Raw genomic sequence first — 17,588 nt, forward strand, 5'->3', positions numbered from 1 at the left:
CCCTCAATGTTGGGGCCTGAATGTGACAGGAATACCCTGTCATGAAATGTCATATAAAGCAGCGATAATAGATGATGCCTTTCGCGCCTTTGGAGTTTACGCTGTGATCAAGAGCCGTCCCCAGTCCCGCCGCCAGCAGGGTTTCACGCTGATCGAAATCATGGTGGTGGTCGTCATCATGGGCATTCTTGCCGCGCTGGTCGTGCCGCGTGTGCTGGACCGCCCCGACCAGGCCCGCGCCGTGGCCGCCAAGCAGGATGTGTCCGGCATCATGCAGGCGCTCAAACTGTATCGGCTGGACAACGGCCGCTATCCCACTACCGAACAGGGCCTGCGCGCGCTGGTCGAACGGCCGGCCACCGGCCAGGTGCCGCCCAACTGGAAGCAGTATCTGGATCGCCTGCCCGCGGACCCCTGGGGCAATGCCTATCAATACCTGAACCCCGGCGTGCGGGGTGACATCGATGTGTTTTCGCTGGGGGCCGACGGCCAGCCCGGTGGCGACAATGCCAATACCGACGTGGGTTCCTGGGACCTCTGACCGCCTGCTGTGACTCGTCTACGCCCTTCCCCTCCCCGCGGCGCTCGCGCCGCCGGGCGGCCGGTTTCACGCTGATCGAATTGATGGTGGTGATCGTCGTCATCGGCATCGCCGCGGCCGCGATCGGCGTCAAGGCGTTTCCGGATCGGCGGGCGGTGTTGAAGGAAGACGCGCAACGGCTGGCGCAGCTGTTTGCGGTGGCGCAGGGCGAAGTGCGGGCCGACGGCCGGCAGATTACCTGGCAGGCGGACGACGCCGGCTACCGCTTCATGCGACGGGCGCGGGTCTATGCCCCGGGCCGCGCCACGCCCACGGCGCTGTCCAGTACCCAACTGGACGTGTTTCCGCGGGATGACCTGCTGCGCCCCCGGCCCTGGCGGGACGGGCCCGTGAAGGTGTCGGTGCTGCCCGAAGGCGCGCCGGTGTTCACGTCGGAATGGATCGCGCCCCCTATGATCGTGCGGCTGCAGAACCTGGATGCCACGGTCACCATCGTGCGCGACGAGGCGGGACGGTATGCGGTCCAATGAGTCCGGGTTCACGCTGATCGAAGTGCTGGTGGCGCTGGCGATCGTGGCGGTGGCGCTGGCCGCATCGGTGCGAGCGATTGGCGTGATCGCACAGAACAATGCGGCGCTGCGGACCAAGTCGCTGGCGCTGGTCGCGGCCGAAAACCAGATGGCCGAATTGCGGCTGGCGCGGCTGATGCCATCGCCGGGGCGGCAGGTGAACGCCTGTCGGCAGGGCCGGCTGCTGATGCAATGCGAAAGCATCTTCACGAATTCGGATAACACCAATATCCGGCAAGTGACGGTGCGGGTGCACCCGGAAGGCGTGCCGACCGAGACGTTGGCGCAGATCAACGGTTTTCTGACGGCCCTGCCATGACCGCGCGGCAAAGTGGTTTCACCCTGATCGAAGTGCTGGTGGCCATTACCTTGATGGCGCTGGTCAGCATCATTGCGTGGCGCGGGCTGGAAAACGTCAGTTCCCAGCAGCGCCGGCTGACCGATGACGCCGATGAAAACGATACGGTGATCCGGATGCTCGGGCAGTTCGAACGTGACGTGGCCCTGCGGGCGCCGGATGCCTTGCTCGGGACCGGGGTCAATGGCTTGAACGTGGCAACGGGCGGTGGCACGGCGACCGGGACCGGAACCGGCACGAACACCGCGACGAGCGGAGGCGTCACGACCGGCACCTCGACCGGCGCGTCCGGGACGAGCACGGGTACCGGCACCGGCACTGGCACTGGCACGACCGCCATCGCCGGCGTGCCGCCTTCGCTGCTGCCGCAAAGCATTCTGGTGACGACGTCGGGGCAACCGGACGGCCCGGCGCGAGTGGAAATGATCCGCAGCGACGCCGCCAATCCGGGCGCGTGGCAGCGGGTGGTGTGGTTCCAGGACGGCACGGTGCTGCGACGAGCCGTGGGCGCGTCGGCGCGGCGGTATCCGCTGCCGCCCGTGGGCCCGGCCGCCGTGATCCTGACCGGCGTGTACCGCTTTACCGTGCGCGGCTGGCTGCCGGGCAATGGGTGGGTGACGACGCCCTTTCCGACCACGGGAACGCCCTTCACGGGGCTGGAATTGTCGGTGCAACGGCTGCCCGCCGACGGCCGCGAGCGGTACGCCCGCGTGGTGATCCTGGAATGACGAGCATGCCGACAGCGATGCCGCGTCCCACCAGGGGCCGGCCACACATGCAGCGTACGTCCGCCAGCCCGGCGGCCGGCGCAGCAGAACGCCGTGTCTTTTCCGCGTGCCGCCGCCACCAACGCGGCATGGCGGTGATCAGCGCGCTGCTGATCGTCACCGCCGTGGCGCTGCTGATTACCGGGCTGTTCCAGCGGCAGGCCGCGTCGGTGCGCGCGGTGGAAAACGAACAGGCGCGGATCCAGGCGCGGTGGCTGTTGCAGGGCGGGCTGGACTGGGCGCGGCTGGTGCTGCGCGACGACGCGCGGCGCAACAGCACGACGCGGCTCGATACGCTATGGGCGACGCCGGTGGAAGACACCCGGATCCAGCGCCCGGGGGACGATCGTATTGCCGTGTTTTCGGGCCGGATCGAGGACGAACAGGGCAAATTCAACCTGCGCAACTTGGCCAGCGCGGGGATTCCGCAACCGGTCGAGGTCGCGGCCTTCCAAAGGCTGTGCGCGATCCTTGGCCTGCCGGGGTCGCTTGCGCCGCAAGTGGCGCTGCGGGTGGCCAGCGCACAGTCATCGCCCAGCCGCGGCGGCGAGTCGGGCGCCGACGGCGCCGGTTCGCTTGCGGGCGCGGGCGGTTCTACCGGCAGTCTGTCGTCCGGATCGGACAGCGCCGGCCAGGGCCCGACGGCGCCCATGATCCGCGGCGTGGACGATCTGCGCGGCCTGACCGATGTGGACGACGCCGTCATCGACAAGCTGCGGCCCTTCGTGACCGTGCTGCCCGGGATCACTGCCGTGAACGCCAATACCGCCAGCGCGGAAGTCCTGGCCGCCGCGGTGCCCGGGCTGTCGCTGTCGCAGGCCCGCGCGCTGACCGAACGCCGCAACGCCGGCGCCTATTTCAATGATCGTGCCGACTTCGGCAACCGTCTGGCCAATCCGGACATTCAGCTGACCGATACGCAGATCGTGACGGTCAGCAAGTGGTTTTCCGTCAACGGAACCGTGACGCTGGAGCGTGCAGCGGTCACAATGCAAGCGCTCATTTCGCGCGAGAACGCCACCACTCCCAGCGTGGTGTGGAAAAGGGAAACGAATTGAAGACCATATTGCGACTGGAGCTACCGACGCTGCAGGCGCTCACGCCCGGCTCGCTGATCGAGTTTGCGCTGCTTGACCGCCAGCACACCGTGCTGCGCACGGGTGAGATGTCCCTGTCCGAGATCGCGGGCACCGTGCCTGGCGATCGGGTCGAGGCCATTTTGCATCCGGGCGACACCATCGTCACCACGGTCACGGTGCCTCCCTTGCCACCGCACCGGATGGGCGCGGCCGTGGCGGGCGCGGTCGAACCGATGCTGCTGGGCGAGATCGAGACGCTGGCGGTGGCCCATGGCGCCCGGCATGCCGACGGCACCGTGGCGGTGGCATGGGGCCCGCGCGAGCACTTGGCGCGCGCGCTGGCCGTGCTGGCCGACGTGGGCCTGTCGGCCGACGCGCTGCTGCCGGCCCCGCTGGCGCTGGCGCAGACCGACAACGGCTGGACCGCTGCCGTGCGCGATGGCTATCTGATCGTGCGCAGCGGGCCGGAATCGGGCTATTGCTGGGCGGTCGACACCCTGACGCCGCAAGATGGCGTGGAGCCGGCAGCGGCGGCCTTGCTGCTGGCCATGGAACCCGCCATGCCGGCGTCGGTGGGGTGGGTGCCGCCCGCGCCCATCGGCTGGGTGACGCCGGAAGCGGTCGAATCGCGGACGTTGGCGGCTGAAGCGCGCTGGTCGGGCGTGGCGCCTTCGTGGTCGCTGGCCCTGGCCGACCTGCAGCCGCGCCATGCCGGACGCTCGCGCTGGCGCAAGCCGCTGATCTGGACGGCCGCGGCGGCGGCGGTCTGGCTGCTGGGGCTGAACATTCACGCCTGGCAACTGAGCCGGGAAGAGCAGGCGCTGCGCCAGCGGATGGTGGCCCAGGTCAAAGCCGCGTTTCCGGACCTGCCCGTGATCGTGGATCCGCTCAAGCAGGCCGAGCAGCGCCGCGACGCTCTGCGCACAGCCGATGGCAAATTCGGCAGTTCCGACTTCCTGCCGATGTCGCTGGCCGCGGCCGACGCGTTGCCGCAGGCCGCCAGCAACCTGACGGCGGTGTCCTATGCCGACGCGGAACTGCGCCTGAAACTGGTTGACGACGGCATCGGCATGGTCGGTCCCGCGGCCGTGACGGGCTCCACGCCGGGCGCCGGTGCGCCGCCGCGCCGCCTGAGCCTGCAACGCACGCCTTCGCCGGCCACTGGCCGCAATGCGCCCACGGCGCAGACGGCAGGCATCGACCCGGCCGTGCTGCAACGCGCGCAGGCCCTGGGCCTGAACGTGGATCGGGTCGAAGGCATGTGGCGGTTCCGGCTGGCGTCGGCGGGATCGAATGACGCCGCGGGTGGCGCGGGCGTGACGGTTCGCGGCGGGGTGACACGATGAACGCGCGGCTGAACGAACGCATGAATGCCCGCGTGGCGCCCGCGCTGCGCAAGCGCACCGAAGGCCTGTCTCGCCGCTGGGCCCGGCTGGCGCCGCGCGAACGCCGTCTGCTGGCGATCTGCGGCACGGTAGTCGGTCTGGCCCTGGTCTTCCTGGTGCTGATCGAACCGGCGTGGACCACGTATCGCCGTCTGCAGGTCCAATTGCCCCTGTTGCGCACGCAGGCCGCCACGGTGGACGCGCTCACACTGGAAGCGCGCAGCCTGCAGCGTGCATCGGGCGGCAGGATGACGCCGGCGGAAACGCGGCAGGCCTTGGCCGACAGCCTGCGCCAGGCAGGGATTGCGGGCACGCTAGAAGACATTGCGCCGCCTGCCGACCAGCCCACGTCCGACGCGGGGCTGCAGGTCAGTGTCGACAAGGTGTCGGCGACCGCCCTGATGCAATGGCTGGCCGCCGTGCCCGCGCAGACCCGTCTGCGGCTGGTGCAGGCCGAGCTGGAACGGCCGAAAGATGAAAACGGACGCCTGCTGGTCGGCAAGGTGTCAGGCCTGATGCTGTTCGTGGCGAATACGACTCCGGGGGCGACCACCCCCGCGAGCCAGGGACGTTGATGCGCACGATTCCGAAAGTCCTGATCTGTGTCGCGATTGCCGTCGTGTCCGCTCTTGCCGTCCTGCCTGCCCGCTGGTTAATCCGCGCCCTGCCCGATACCTGGCCGCTGGCCATTGTCGATGCGTCGGGCACGGTATGGAACGGGTCGGCGCTGATGGCGATCGGCCCGCCCGAAGCCCGCAGCACCCTGCCCACGCCCTTGAACTGGCGCCTGGCCTTTGACGGGGGACCGCACCTGGTGCTGTCCCACCTGTGGCTGGACGGCCCGATGACCTTGCGTCTGGAAACGCGGGGCGTGATCCTGTCGGCTCGCACGCTGCGCCTGCCGGCCAGCACGCTGGCGCAGCTGGGCGCGCCGTTCAACACCCTGAAGCCGGGCGGCGACCTGTCGCTGCGCTGGCCCGCCATGCGCCTGAACGGCAGCGTGCCCGTGGGCGAGCTGCTGACGGTCGAATGGAAAGACGCATCGACCGTGCTGTCCATGCTGCGCCCGATCGGCCGCTATCAGGTCCGCCTGACCGGGGATGCCGGCGACGCCATCGTGTTTGCCGTCTCGACCCTGGAAGGACCCCTGATGGTCGAAGGCACCGGACGCTGGGCCCAGCGGGGCGGCGTCCAATTCAACGGCGTGGCCCGACCCGCGCCGAATTCCACTCCTGAAGTCCGTGCGGCGCTCGACAGCACCTTGTCCGCGCTGGGCCGCCGCACCGGCGACGATTCACTCCTGCAAGTTGGCCGATAACATCATGCCCACCTCTTTCCTCCAGACGTCCACCTACCGGTCGTCGCCGCGCACCCTGGCTACCCGGGCGATCGTCGCGGCGATGTCGGCCGCGTTGCTGACGCTGGCGCTTCCACCGGCTACCGCGGTCGCGCAGGTTGCGCGCGCCACGGCGCCCGATGGCGGCGTCGTCCTGAATTTCGTCAACACCGAGCTCGACGCCGTAGTGCGCGCGCTGGGTCAGTTCACCGGCAAGAATTTCCTGGTCGATCCGCGCGTGAAGGGTCAGCTGACCCTGGTGTCGGAAACACCGGTCAATCGCGATACGGCTTACCGCATGCTGCTGGGCGCCCTGCGCATGCAGGGCTTTGCGGTGGTGGAAGCCGATGGCATCAGCAAGGTCGTGCCCGAAGCCGACGCCAAGCTGCAAGGCGGCGCGGTGACCAGTGGTGGCCGGGGCGACCAGCTGGTGACCCGGGTGTTCAAGCTGAACTATGAAAGCGCGACCAATCTGGTGCCCGTGCTGCGTCCGATGATCGCGCCCAACAACCCGATCAACGCCTACCCCGGCAACAACACGCTGGTGATCACCGACTACGCGGACAACCTGCGCCGTATCGCCGACATCATCGCCAGTGTGGATACGCAGTCGTCGGTGGCGACCGACATGATCGAGATCAAGAACGGCATTGCCACCGACGTGGCCGCGCTGGTCACCCGCCTGATGGACCCGGGTGCGAGCGGCGAAGCGACCAATCGCGTGACCGCGATTGCCGATCCGCGCACCAACAGCGTGCTGATCCGCGCCAGCAGTCCGGCGCGGACCCGGCTGGCGCGCGACCTGATCGCCAAGCTGGACAATCCGTCGTCCCGCGCGACCAACATGCACGTCGTCTACCTGCGCAACGCTGAGGCCGTGAAACTGGCCGAGGTGCTGCGCGGCGTGTTGACCGGCCAGTCCGGCGGCAGCGGCGGCTTTGGCGGCAGCAACAGCGGCAATCTGCTGGGCGGCACCAGCTTCGGCGGCACCAGCGCCAACACCACCGGCGGCTTTGGCGGCACGGGCAATACGTCAGGCGCGCTGGGCAGCAGCGCGCTGGGCGGCGCCAGCACCACCGGCGGCGTGGGCTCGGCGTTGGGCGGCACCACGGGCGGCTTTGGCGGCACCGGGACCGGCACCGCAACGGGCACCACCTTCAGCGGCGGCGGCGCCACGGTCCAGGCCGACGCCACCACCAACACGCTCATCATCACGGCGCCCGAACCGCTGTACCGCAGCCTGCGCGAAATCGTCGACATGCTGGACGTTCGGCGCGCGCAGATCTTCGTCGAAAGCCTGATCGTGGAAGTGACCGCCAGCACCGCAGCCGAATTCGGCATCCAGTGGCTCAGCGGCGCGGGCAACCTCAGTTCCACATCGAGCGGCACCGGCGCCTTTGGCGGCACGGCTTTTGGCGGCGCGGGCACCAACCTGCTGGGCGTCGCGGCCAATCCGGCGTCGCTGGGCAACGGCCTGAGCATCGGCATCACCAACGGGTCGGTGAGCATTCCTGGTGTCGGCACGGTCACCAACCTGGGCTTCCTGGCCCGCGCCCTGGAAAGCAAGTCGGGCACCAACATCCTGTCGACGCCGAACCTGCTGACGCTGGATAACGAAATCGCCAGCATCATCGTGGGCCAGAACGTGCCCTTCATTACCGGTTCGTACGCGCAGACCGGCACGGGCGGCACCACGGCCAGCCCCTTCCAGACCATCGAACGCAAGGACGTGGGCCTGACGCTCAAGGTCAAGCCGCAGGTGTCCGAAGGCGGCACGGTCAAGATGCAGATCTATCAAGAGGTCAGCAGCGTCGATTCGGCCACCAACACGGCAGGCATCATCACCAACAAGCGCGCGATCGAATCGAACGTGCTGGTGGACGACGGCCAGATCATCGTGATCGGCGGTCTGGTGCAGGATTCGGTGACCGGCGCGGTCGAAAAGGTGCCGGGCCTGGGCGACATTCCCTACATTGGCGGCCTGTTCCGCTATGACAGCCGCCGCCGCGCCAAGACCAACCTGATGGTGTTCCTGCGCCCGTACGTGGTGCGCGAAGGCACGCCCAATTCCAACCTGCTGATCGACCGCTACGAGTACATGCGCGCCACCCAGGCGCAGGTGCAGCCGGGCGAACACTGGCTGCTGCCGGACATCAAGGGCTCGGAACTGCCGCCGCGCGTGCCGGGCGAGGGCGATCCGCTGCCGCGCGCCAATTCACGAGGCATGGTGCCGACCACCATCCCGCGCGACATTTCCGCGACCTTTGCCGAAGGCCCGACCACGGTGCTGCAGATTGCCGCCACCCCGACCGAAAACGATGCGCAACTGACCGCGCGCCGCGTGTCCGATGCCGGCTTCAACGCCTACGTCGAACAAGGCGAAGGCCAGGTCTGGTACGTTCGTTCGCGCGTCGCCCGCGATATGCTGACCCTGGATACCACGCTGTCGACCCTGCGCCAGCTGGGCTACTCCGCCGAGATCGTGACCCGACCATGAATCCCCTGCCCTACACCTGGGCCCGCGCGCAACGGGCGCTGCTGAACATCCGGCCGGATGGGACGACGTTGACGGTCAGTCCGCGCACACCCGCCTGGGCGATTGCCGAAGTGCAGCGCCGGCACGGCGCGCTGCGCATCCAGCGGGTGCCCGATGCCGAGCTGGAAACCAAGCTGGCGGCGTCGTACGCCGACACGGGCGACGCGGCGTCGGTGGTGGGCGCGGCCGAAAACGAGATCGATCTGGCGCGGCTGATGCAGGAGATCCCGGAAATCGAAGACCTGCTGGAAACGCAGGACGATGCCCCGGTGATCCGCATGATCAATGCCTTGTTCACGCAGGCCGCGCGCGACGGCGCCAGCGATATCCACATTGAAGCGTTCGAGACGCATTCGGTGGTGCGCTATCGCGTGGACGGCACGCTGCGCGACGTGGTCAGCCCGCGCAAGGCGCTACACGCCGCCCTGATCTCGCGGATCAAGATCATGGCCAATCTGGACATTTCGGAAAAGCGTCTGCCGCAAGACGGCCGGATCGCGCTGCGGGTGGGCGGCCGGCCGATCGACGTGCGGGTGTCCACCCTGCCGACCGGCCATGGCGAACGCGCCGTGCTGCGTCTGCTGGACAAGGAAGCAGGCCGGCTGGAACTGTCGCGCCTGGGCATGGACGCGACGCTGCTCAAACAGATCGACCGGTTGATCCGCCAGCCGCACGGCATCGTGCTGGTTACGGGCCCGACCGGCAGCGGCAAGACCACCACGCTGTACGCGGCGCTGGCGCGGCTGGATGCCAGCACCACCAACATCCTGACGGTGGAAGACCCGATCGAATACGACCTGCCCGGCATCAGCCAGACCCAGGTCAACGCCAAGATCAACATGAGCTTTGCCATGGCCCTGCGCGCGATCCTGCGGCAGGACCCGGACGTGATCATGATTGGTGAAATCCGCGACCTGGAAACCGCGCAGATCGCCGTGCAGGCCTCGCTGACGGGTCACCTGGTGCTGGCCACGCTGCACACCAACGATTCCGTTTCGGCCGTGACGCGGCTGACCGACATGGGCGTCGAACCTTTCCTGCTGTCGTCGTCCTTGCTGGGCGTGGTGGCGCAGCGTCTGGTGCGGCGGCTGTGCCAGGAATGCAAGGAAGCCAGCATCGAACCCGATGGACGGACCGTGTACCGGCCGGTCGGGTGCCCGGCGTGCAGCCATACCGGTTACAGCGGCCGCACCGGCATCCATGAACTGTTCACCATCGACGAGACGCAGCGCCGCCTGATCCACGAAGGCACGAGCGAAGAAGACATGCGCCAGGCCGCGGCCGCCGATGGCATGCTGAACATGCGGCAGGACGGCGAACGCTGGATCCGGTCAGGGGTGACCTCGCCTGAAGAAGTGATCCGTGTGACGCGGGACGCCTGACCATGCCGTCCTATCGATACGAAGCGTCGGACGCGATCGGCAAGGTCGAACGGGGCCTGATCGACGCCGACAGCCCCCGCGCCGCACGCACTCAGCTGCGGGCGCGCGGCCTGACGCCGCTGGCGGTGGATTCCGTGGCCGCGCAGGACAACGCGGCTGCCGGCGCGCCCCGGCCGCTGTTCGGCGCCAAGATGTCCGACTCGGAACTGGCCTGGACCACGCGCCAATTGGCCAGCCTGCTGTCCGCCCGGCTGCCGCTGGACGCCGCACTGACCGCGACCGCCGAGCAGGCCGAACGCAAGCACATCCGCGAGGTGCTGACTACGATCCGGTCCGACATCCGCGCGGGTCATCGCCTGGCGGATGCGCTGGCGACCCGGCCGCGGGACTTTCCGGAAATCTACCGGGCGCTGATCGCCGCCGGCGAAGAGTCGGGCGACCTGGCGCAGGTCATGGAAAAGCTGGCCGACTACATCGAAGAGCGCAACACGCTGCGCACCAAGGTGCTGACGGCCTTCATCTACCCGGCCGTGGTGGCCTGCGTGTCGGTCGGCATCGTCATCTTCCTGTTGGGCTACGTGGTGCCGCAAGTGGTCAGCGCCTTTTCGCAGGCGCGCCAGGAATTGCCGCTGCTGACCCGGGTGATGCTGGGGCTGAGCGACTTCGTGCGCAGCTGGGGCTGGCTGGTCGGCATCGGTCTGGCGGCGGCCTTTACCGGCTGGCGCATGATGCTGCGGGCGGCGCCAGCCCGGCTGGCCTGGCATTCACGGCTGCTGCGCACTCCGGTGGCCGGGCGGTTCATTCTGGGGCTGGATGCGGCGCGGTTTGCGTCCACGCTGGCGATCCTGACCGGTAGCGGCGTGCCCTTGCTGCGCGCGCTGGATGCGTCGCGGCAGACCCTGGGCAATGACCGATTGCGGGCGTCGATCGACGATGCCACCACCCGGGTGCGGGAAGGCGTGTCGCTGGCGTCGGCCCTGCAGGTCCAGAAGACTTTCCCACCCTTGCTGATCCACCTGACGGCCAGTGGTGAAAAGACCGGCACCTTGCCAGAATTGCTGGAACGCGCCGCGCAGACCCTGTCACGCGAAGTGGAACGCAAAGCCATGGCCATGACGGCGCTGCTGGAACCGTTGATGATCCTGCTGATGGGCGGTTTCGTGCTGCTGATCGTGCTGGCGGTGCTGATGCCTATCATCGAGATCAACCAGTTGGTGCGTTGACGGCCTGCGACTGCCGCTCGCGGCAGGGCGCGATGTCGGCCAAGGCTGTCGTCCAGCAATGCAATCGTTCAGCAATTTTCCGTTGACCAGGAGTGCCCGATGACAAGCGCCTACGACTTTTCCGCCAATGATCTGGATGGCGTCACCCGTTCCCTGGACGCCTACCGGGGCAAGGTGCTGCTGATTGTGAACGTCGCGTCCAAGTGCGGCTTTACCCCGCAATATGCGGGACTGGAAGCGCTGTACCGTGACTACCGGGCGCAAGGGCTGGAAGTGCTGGGCTTTCCGTGCGATCAGTTCGGACATCAGGAACCGGGCGATTCCGAGGCCATCCGCAGCTTTTGCACTCTGACCTACGACGTGCACTTTCCGGTGTTTGCGAAGATCGACGTGAACGGCGACAAGGCGCATCCCCTGTTCCAGTGGCTCAAGTCGAGCAAGCCGGGACTGCTCGGGACGGAAGGCATCAAGTGGAACTTCACCAAGTTCCTGGTCGGACGCGACGGGCAGGTGCTGCAGCGCTATGCGCCAACGGACAAACCGCAGGCGATCGAGCCGGATATCCGGGCCGCGCTGGCTGGCTGATCGCAGACGCGGCGACCGGCCGGCTTCCTGGGCGAACGGCCGGAGCCCGCCCGGTCATTGCCGGACCGCACCGTCCCGCATCATTTCCAGAACGGCCTGGTGTCGTCCAGCGCCTTGAACTCCGCTTCGGCGCCTTGGTACAGCCCCTCCAGCCGCGCGCCGATCCAGCCCACGGCGAACCATGCCGCCGGCTGCGTCTCGGCCAGCTTCAGATAGGTTTCGCGCGCCACCACCAGGTCATTGATCTCACCCAGCGCGTCCTGCAGCACCGACAGGCGCTTGCGGTAAGGCTTGACGTGCTCGGCGTCGAACAAGGACTCGGTAAACGACAGGCCATAACGCAGGCGCTTGGCCAGCTTGCGCAGATCGTGCCGCGCCTCGTCTTCCAGGCAATGGAAACGGCGGCCGTCCGCCACCAGGCGCCGGTGCCACTTCTTGAGGCGCTTGACCACGGGCGTCGCCAGCTTGCCTGGCTGCAACGGCACGGCCACCACCGACGTCATGGGCGCCAGCAGCGGTGCAGGCTCGGGGCGCACGCCCACGCTCCACGCCAGCACATCCAGCAGCCAGGTCTGGAACGGGGGCGACGCGGCCACCACGGCAGCGTCGGGCGCATTGCCCGCCTGCGGCAGATGGACCGGCGGCATGCCCGCGGCGGTCAGCAGGGGCACGACCGTTTCGCCCAGCACATCGCCATCGCGCGCTTCGCCAAACTGGCCGAAGAAATCCGCTGCAGCGTCCTGCGCCGCGTCGTCCGGCAACGGCGCCCAGCCCTTGAACAGCCGCCATGCCGACCGCAAACGCCGCATGCCCACCCGCAACTGATGCACATGCTCGGCGCCAATGGTGGCAGCGCCCACCGCACTGTCGATGCCCGACAGCGCCGCGGCGTTGCGCACGATCTGGTCCAGGCACTCGGCGGTTATCAGGTCCAGCGCCTGCCCCGGCGTTGCGCGCGGCGCCAGCGTGACCTTGCCTGCCAGGGTCGGCGCCCAGTAGCGGGCGATCTGTTCCTGGCGGACCTGCACGCGTTCGGCCTCGGGCGCGGCGGCAATCGCGGCGGCGGCGTTGGCCAGGCGGTCGCCCCGTTCGGCCTTGCTGCGTACGTCCAGCACCAGCTTGTGCTGCACCGTCCACTTCTTGGCCAGCGTGAACAGCGCGCTCACCCGGCCCGACATCAGTTCGAATTCCACCTCGTGCAGCGGCAGTTCCAGGTCGCCCGCGCGCACGACGCCATCGTCGTACGCGGCTTCGACCGTGCCGGTGCGGGTGCGGATTTCACAGCGGGTGCGCCAGACGTCGGTCTCGTACCGCAAGGTCAGGTCGCCCTTCAAATGGGCGAAGACCGCCTCGGCGGGAGTACCGGCATACACCGACAGATCCAGCTGCGGGGTGCCGCGGGGATGATTCATTTCGACCCGGGTCAGGGCATCCTTGCCTGCCATCTTGAAGGTCTGCACCCACCGGCGCCCTTCCTGGCGCAGCCGGATCGCGGCGTGCTGGCGGGCAAGCTGACGGTCGGGCGTGTCGAAATACATGGCACGCAGGCGGAGACGTTTCTGGCCACCCGCGGCCAGCGTGGTGGCAATGGCCTTGCGGGCCTCCACCGGTACGGACAGCTTGATTTCTTGTTCTTGCATTCGGGGTTCTTGGATGAAGACAGGGCGCGAGCCAATATTGAGCGTTGACCGATGGTAGCGTTCCGACCCCGGAAATTTGATGACAGGTCATCAAACGGTCAGATTTGGTCGCCATTTTCCGGGCGCGTGGGGCCTCACTCACGTCAAACGGATCAGTGCGACGGGGCGCCGCATCGATCCACCGGGCGCTTGCCTGTATTCTTGAGCGACAGGGACTAGCCCCGCACAAGACACGGCATGACCGTGCATGGCCCACCCGGGAGACGCATGAACCTCAATCAGCTCGACCTGAATCTGCTCCTGATCTTTGACGCCCTGATGCAGACGCGCAGCGTCACGCTGGCGGGCGAACGGGTCGGACTGTCGCAATCGGCCGCCAGCAATTCGCTGCAGCGCCTGCGCGACGCGTTTGGTGACCCGCTGTTCGTGCGTACCCCGGCAGGCATGCAGCCGTCCGCCCTGGCATTGGAAATGGAAGGCGAGATCCGCGCCGCCCTGGGCGCCTTGCGCGCGGTGGTCGAGCGCGACCGCCATTTCGACCCGGCCACGTCCCGCCGCACCTTCCGCATGCTGATGAGCGACATCGCCCAGCTGGCGCACCTGCCGGCGTTCGTGGCGTCGCTACGCCGCGAAGCGCCGAATGTCGACGTGATCAACGTCGCCCTGCCCCTGCGCGACGCCAAGGTCGCCATGGCCAGCGGCGACCTGGACGTCGCCACCGGCTTCCTGCCCGATCTGGGCGCCGACTTCCATCGCCAAAGCCTCTTCAACGAACACTGGGTCGCCGTCGTCAGCCAGCACCACCCCACCATTGGCGACACCCTGACCCGAGAGCAATACCTGGCCGCCGCCCACGTCAGCTACCGGCCCTCGGTGTCGATCCACGCGTCGCTCGACGCGCTTCTGGAAGCGCAATGCTCTGGCCTGGGCATCCGCCGCCGCGTCATGCTCGCCGTGCCGTTCGTAAGCGGGCTGGCGCAGATCGTGGCCCTGTCCGACCTGGTGCTGACAGGCCCGCACGGCCCGGCCTCGTCAATGGCGGAAGTGGCTGCCGTCAAGATCGTGCCCCTGCCCTTCGAATTGCCGGAAATCGATTTGAATATCCAGTGGCACGAGTGTCTGCACCGGGATCCCGGGAACCAGTGGTTCCGGCAGCGGTTCGCGGCGCATTATTGCGCGGAGCAGGTGCGCTTCGCCCCCCATCACCCGCGTCCATTTCCGACATTCAGACTATCCATTGGACCGATCCGGGGTCCGCTTCCTAAGATGGCTTCGCTTCCCGGCGCATCGATGCGCCGGCGACTTCTTCCCGCCAGACCACGTTCTGCCGGACGCCCGCCATCACAAGAACCCAGAGGCCCCGCCATCATGAGCCTGTCCCCGGATACCCTGACCGCTCCGACCCCCGCCGCGCACAGCACGCCGCCCGTTCCCGCCACCGCGCCCCGTCTGCCCGACCACCGCGACCTGTACTACGGCGGCGCCTGGCATGCCCCGCAGGGGGTATGCCGACACCTTCAACCCGGCCACCGGCGAATCGCTGGGCCCATGCGCCGATGCCAATCCCGACGACGTGAACGCCGCCGTGGCGTCGGCCAAGACGGCGTTCGACACCTGGAGCCGGACCAAACCGGCGGACCGCGCGGTCATGATGCGCAAGGTGGCGGCGGTGCTGCGCGACAACGCGCTGGACCTGGCACTGCTGGACGCCGCCAACTGCGGCAGTCCGGTGCATGAAATGGTGCGCGACGTGCGTAACGCGGCATCGCAATTCGATTTCTTTGCCGGCCTGGTGACCGAGATCAAAGGCGACACGATTCCGATGGGCGAAGGGGTCATCAATATGTCGGTGCGCGAGCCCTATGGCGTCGTGGGCCGCATCGTGGCCTATAACCATCCGTTGATGTTCACGGCCGCCAAGAGCGCCGCGCCGCTGGCGGCCGGCAACACGGTGGTCATGAAGCCGCCGGTGCAGGCGCCGCTGTCGGCCTACCGACTGATGGAATTGGTGGACGGCATTTTCCCGCCCGGGGTGTGGAACGTGATCAGCGGCGGCACGCCCTGCGGCGTGGCGTTGTCCGAGCACCCGGACGTGCCCTTCGTGTCCCTGATCGGCAGTGTGGCGACCGGCCGTGCCGTGGCGCGCGCGGGGGCGGAACGGCTCAAGCGCATCACTCTGGAACTGGGCGGCAAGAATGCGTGCGTGGTCTACCCCGACGCGGATCTGGAGCGCGCCAGCACGGGCGCCGTCAACGGCATGAACTTCACGTGGAGCGGGCAGTCCTGCGGGTCGACGTCGCGGCTGTTCGTGCACGCATCGGTGCACGACGAGGTGGTGGCCAAGGTGCTGGAAAAGATCCGCCACTATCGGCCGGGTATCCCGACCGACATGGACACGACCATGGGCGCCATCGTGTCGCGCGCGCAGCACGACAAGGTGATGCGGTACATCGACATCGGCAAGGCCGAGGGCGCGACCGTGGCGTGCGGGGGCAAGGCGCCTGACGATCCCGCGCTGAGCAAGGGCTGGTTCATCGAACCCACGGTGTTCACCGGGGTGACGGCGGACATGCGTATCGCCCGCGAAGAAATCTTTGGCCCGGTGCTGTCGGTGATTTCCTGGACCGATGAAGACGAGATGTTCAAGCAGGTCAACGCGGTGGAATACGGATTGACCGGCGCCGTCTTCACGCGTGACCTGGCCAATGCGCATCGCGCGGCCGGCCGCATCCAGTCAGGCTTCATCTGGGTCAACAACGCCGGGCCGCACTTTCTGGGCACGGGGTATGGCGGCTACAAGCAGTCGGGCATCGGCCGGGACGAATCGATCGAAGAACTGCTGTCGTACACACAAAGCAAGAACATCAACATCACCCTGTAATGCGGGCCCCGGCCGATGCCGGCGGGTTCGCACCGAACGGGGCTGGGCCGGGTGCGACCCGCGGTGCCCCGGCCTCCCGACAGGCCGCAAGTCCGGGATGACACGACAACAATGAGGAGACATCGATGATCCACCTGTTTACCAAGACCCTGGGCGCCGCCGCCCTGTTCGCGGCCCTGATTCCGATGGCATCCGCGCAGACCGTCGGCGGCGCTTCGAGCGCAGCAAGCAGCGCTGCGGCCGGCGCCAATCCCGGCGCCAACCCAGGCACCGCCTGGTCCCCCACCAAGCCCATCAACCTGGTCGTGCCCGTGCCGCCCGGATCCAGCACTGACATGCTGGCCCGGCTGCTGGCCGAACGGCTCCCGGCCACGCTGGGCCAGACGGTGATCGTCACCAACCGGCCAGGCGCCAGCGGCATGATCGGCGCGGCGTCCGTGGCGCGGGCCGAGCCCGATGGCTACACCTTGCTGCTCAGCCCCAGCACCCTGCTGGGCGCCCCGCATGTGCTGCCCAAGGGTGCGGGCAGCGGGGTGGATGTCGTCAATGACCTGACGGTCATCGTCAAGACGGCGTCGTCCCCCTGGTCATCCTGGCGCACCCGTCCCTGGGCGTGAAAACGCCGCGCGAACTGGCCGCGTACGCCAAGTCGCATCCTGGCTTGCCCTACGCGTCGTCGGGGTCGGGATCGCCGCAGCACATTGCCGGCCAGCTCTTTTCCAAGGCCACCAAGACTGACCTGACCCATGTCCCGTACAAGGGCGTGATGCCGGCCGTCATGGATACCGTGGGTGGCCAGATCAAGCTGGTCTTTTCGGCCCTGGGCGGCGTGACGCAATACATTGACGGCGGGCAACTGGTCGCCATCGCCGTGACCGAAAAGGCTCGCAGTTCCTTGCTGCCCAGTGTGCCCACCCTGACCGAAAGCGGCATTCCGGGCGTCGAGCTGAACGTGTTCTTTCCCGTGATGGCGCCAGCCAAGACACCCGCGCCGGTGCTGGCGCGATTGAACCGCGAGATCAACGCCGTGATGCGGTCGCCCGATGTGAAGGAGAAGATGCGCACGGCGGGAGTGGAAACGCTAGGCAGCACGGTCGACGACGCGCAGCGCGAAGTGCGGGAGGAATACCAGCGTTACGGGCAGGTGGTGGCCGAGTTCAATATCAAGGCGGATTGAGCGGAGCGCGGGCGGCGGCAGGCGATCGCCGTGCCGAAGTTGATGCAAGGCGTCGCGCCCGGGCCAAGCCGCCGAGCAGCAACGCCGGCGACGCGGACCGCTTACCTGAAGACCTGAATACCGAAATAC

At 67.8% G+C, this 17,588-nt stretch carries 14 protein-coding genes and 2 pseudogenes; 15 read left to right on the plus strand and 1 reads right to left on the minus strand.

Annotated features, from left to right (window positions below):
- Positions 1-160 precede the first annotated feature (160 nt).
- The 12 genes from gspG to ACNANG_RS10470 all read left to right on the plus strand — a co-directional run bounded on the left by gspG (position 161) and on the right by ACNANG_RS10470 (position 11,761).
- Positions 161-541 (plus strand): type II secretion system major pseudopilin GspG, encoded by a 381-nt coding sequence (gene gspG, locus ACNANG_RS10415; protein WP_229828507.1) that lies wholly within the window; start codon positions 161-163, stop codon positions 539-541.
- An 83-nt stretch (positions 542-624) separates the two neighbouring features.
- Complete coding sequence (locus ACNANG_RS10420) at positions 625-1,071, plus strand: type II secretion system protein GspH (protein WP_189614762.1); 447 nt, start codon at positions 625-627, stop codon at positions 1,069-1,071.
- Positions 1,058-1,429 (plus strand): type II secretion system minor pseudopilin GspI, encoded by a 372-nt coding sequence (gene gspI, locus ACNANG_RS10425; protein ID WP_420227100.1) that lies wholly within the window; start codon positions 1,058-1,060, stop codon positions 1,427-1,429. The genes ACNANG_RS10420 and gspI overlap by 14 nt, the downstream gene beginning before the upstream one ends.
- Positions 1,426-2,196 carry a PulJ/GspJ family protein gene (locus ACNANG_RS10430; RefSeq protein WP_420227101.1) on the plus strand — a complete coding sequence of 257 codons (771 nt, stop codon included), beginning with the start codon at positions 1,426-1,428 and terminating at the stop codon, positions 2,194-2,196. Before gspI ends, ACNANG_RS10430 begins: the two co-directional genes overlap by 4 nt.
- A 47-nt stretch (positions 2,197-2,243) precedes the next feature.
- Positions 2,244-3,293, plus strand: coding sequence for a type II secretion system minor pseudopilin GspK (gene gspK, locus ACNANG_RS10435; protein ID WP_420227102.1), 1,050 nt, complete (start codon positions 2,244-2,246; stop codon positions 3,291-3,293).
- Positions 3,290-4,660, plus strand: coding sequence for a type II secretion system protein GspL (gene gspL, locus ACNANG_RS10440; RefSeq protein WP_420227103.1), 1,371 nt, complete (start codon positions 3,290-3,292; stop codon positions 4,658-4,660). The genes gspK and gspL overlap by 4 nt, the downstream gene beginning before the upstream one ends.
- Complete coding sequence (gene gspM / locus ACNANG_RS10445; RefSeq protein WP_420227104.1) at positions 4,657-5,274, plus strand: type II secretion system protein GspM; 618 nt, start codon at positions 4,657-4,659, stop codon at positions 5,272-5,274. The genes gspL and gspM overlap by 4 nt, the downstream gene beginning before the upstream one ends.
- Positions 5,274-6,017: a type II secretion system protein N gene (gene gspN / locus ACNANG_RS10450; protein ID WP_420227105.1), complete on the plus strand. Its 744-nt coding sequence runs from the start codon at positions 5,274-5,276 to the stop codon at positions 6,015-6,017. Before gspM ends, gspN begins: the two co-directional genes overlap by 1 nt.
- Positions 6,018-6,021: 4 nt before the next feature.
- Entirely contained in the window at positions 6,022-8,532 is a 2,511-nt protein-coding gene (gene gspD, locus ACNANG_RS10455) for a type II secretion system secretin GspD (protein WP_420227106.1), read from the plus strand.
- Complete coding sequence (gene gspE / locus ACNANG_RS10460; RefSeq protein WP_420227107.1) at positions 8,529-9,953, plus strand: type II secretion system ATPase GspE; 1,425 nt, start codon at positions 8,529-8,531, stop codon at positions 9,951-9,953. The genes gspD and gspE overlap by 4 nt, the downstream gene beginning before the upstream one ends.
- 2 nt (positions 9,954-9,955) lie before the next feature.
- The gene (gene gspF, locus ACNANG_RS10465; protein ID WP_420227108.1) at positions 9,956-11,176 is read left to right on the plus strand and encodes a type II secretion system inner membrane protein GspF; all 1,221 of its coding nucleotides are present in this window, start codon (positions 9,956-9,958) and stop codon (positions 11,174-11,176) included.
- Between the two features lie 99 nt (positions 11,177-11,275).
- Positions 11,276-11,761: a glutathione peroxidase gene (locus ACNANG_RS10470; RefSeq protein ID WP_420227109.1), complete on the plus strand. Its 486-nt coding sequence runs from the start codon at positions 11,276-11,278 to the stop codon at positions 11,759-11,761.
- A gap of 80 nt (positions 11,762-11,841) precedes the next feature.
- Here ACNANG_RS10470 and ACNANG_RS10475 read toward each other — a convergent pair whose 3' ends face one another.
- On the minus strand, positions 11,842-13,401 hold the full coding sequence (locus tag ACNANG_RS10475) for a CYTH and CHAD domain-containing protein (protein ID WP_420227111.1): 1,560 nt from the start codon (positions 13,399-13,401) through the stop codon (positions 11,842-11,844).
- A 318-nt stretch (positions 13,402-13,719) separates the two neighbouring features.
- Between ACNANG_RS10475 and ACNANG_RS10480 the strand changes: the two are divergent.
- The 3 genes and pseudogenes from ACNANG_RS10480 to ACNANG_RS10490 form a co-directional block, all read left to right on the plus strand.
- Positions 13,720-14,511, plus strand: a pseudogene (locus tag ACNANG_RS10480) (LysR substrate-binding domain-containing protein); the annotation flags it as partial.
- 379 nt (positions 14,512-14,890) lie between these two features.
- Positions 14,891-16,282, plus strand: coding sequence for an aldehyde dehydrogenase family protein (locus ACNANG_RS10485; protein ID WP_420227112.1), 1,392 nt, complete (start codon positions 14,891-14,893; stop codon positions 16,280-16,282).
- Positions 16,283-16,617: 335 nt separating this feature from the next.
- Positions 16,618-17,459: pseudogene (locus tag ACNANG_RS10490) on the plus strand (Bug family tripartite tricarboxylate transporter substrate binding protein).
- Positions 17,460-17,588 lie beyond the last annotated feature (129 nt).

The organism is Pigmentiphaga litoralis (assembly GCF_048632615.1).
GTDB lineage: Bacteria > Pseudomonadota > Gammaproteobacteria > Burkholderiales > Burkholderiaceae_B > Pigmentiphaga > Pigmentiphaga litoralis_B.

Bases quoted from the DNA above. Each gene is read 5' to 3' on its own strand.
- gspG (WP_229828507.1), top strand. From the start codon at position 161: ATGGTGGTGGTCGTCATCATGGGCATTCTTGCCGCGCTGGTCGTGCCG.
- ACNANG_RS10420 (WP_189614762.1), top strand. From the start codon at position 625: ATGGTGGTGATCGTCGTCATCGGCATCGCCGCGGCCGCGATCGGCGTC.
- gspI (WP_420227100.1), top strand. From the start codon at position 1,058: ATGCGGTCCAATGAGTCCGGGTTCACGCTGATCGAAGTGCTGGTGGCG.
- ACNANG_RS10430 (WP_420227101.1), top strand. From the start codon at position 1,426: ATGACCGCGCGGCAAAGTGGTTTCACCCTGATCGAAGTGCTGGTGGCC.
- gspK (WP_420227102.1), top strand. From the start codon at position 2,244: ATGCAGCGTACGTCCGCCAGCCCGGCGGCCGGCGCAGCAGAACGCCGT.
- gspM (WP_420227104.1), top strand. From the start codon at position 4,657: ATGAACGCGCGGCTGAACGAACGCATGAATGCCCGCGTGGCGCCCGCG.
- gspN (WP_420227105.1), top strand. From the start codon at position 5,274: ATGCGCACGATTCCGAAAGTCCTGATCTGTGTCGCGATTGCCGTCGTG.
- gspD (WP_420227106.1), top strand. From the start codon at position 6,022: ATGCCCACCTCTTTCCTCCAGACGTCCACCTACCGGTCGTCGCCGCGC.
- gspE (WP_420227107.1), top strand. From the start codon at position 8,529: ATGAATCCCCTGCCCTACACCTGGGCCCGCGCGCAACGGGCGCTGCTG.
- gspF (WP_420227108.1), top strand. From the start codon at position 9,956: ATGCCGTCCTATCGATACGAAGCGTCGGACGCGATCGGCAAGGTCGAA.
- ACNANG_RS10470 (WP_420227109.1), top strand. From the start codon at position 11,276: ATGACAAGCGCCTACGACTTTTCCGCCAATGATCTGGATGGCGTCACC.
- ACNANG_RS10475 (WP_420227111.1), bottom strand. From the start codon at position 13,401: ATGCAAGAACAAGAAATCAAGCTGTCCGTACCGGTGGAGGCCCGCAAG.
- ACNANG_RS10485 (WP_420227112.1), top strand. From the start codon at position 14,891: ATGCCCCGCAGGGGGTATGCCGACACCTTCAACCCGGCCACCGGCGAA.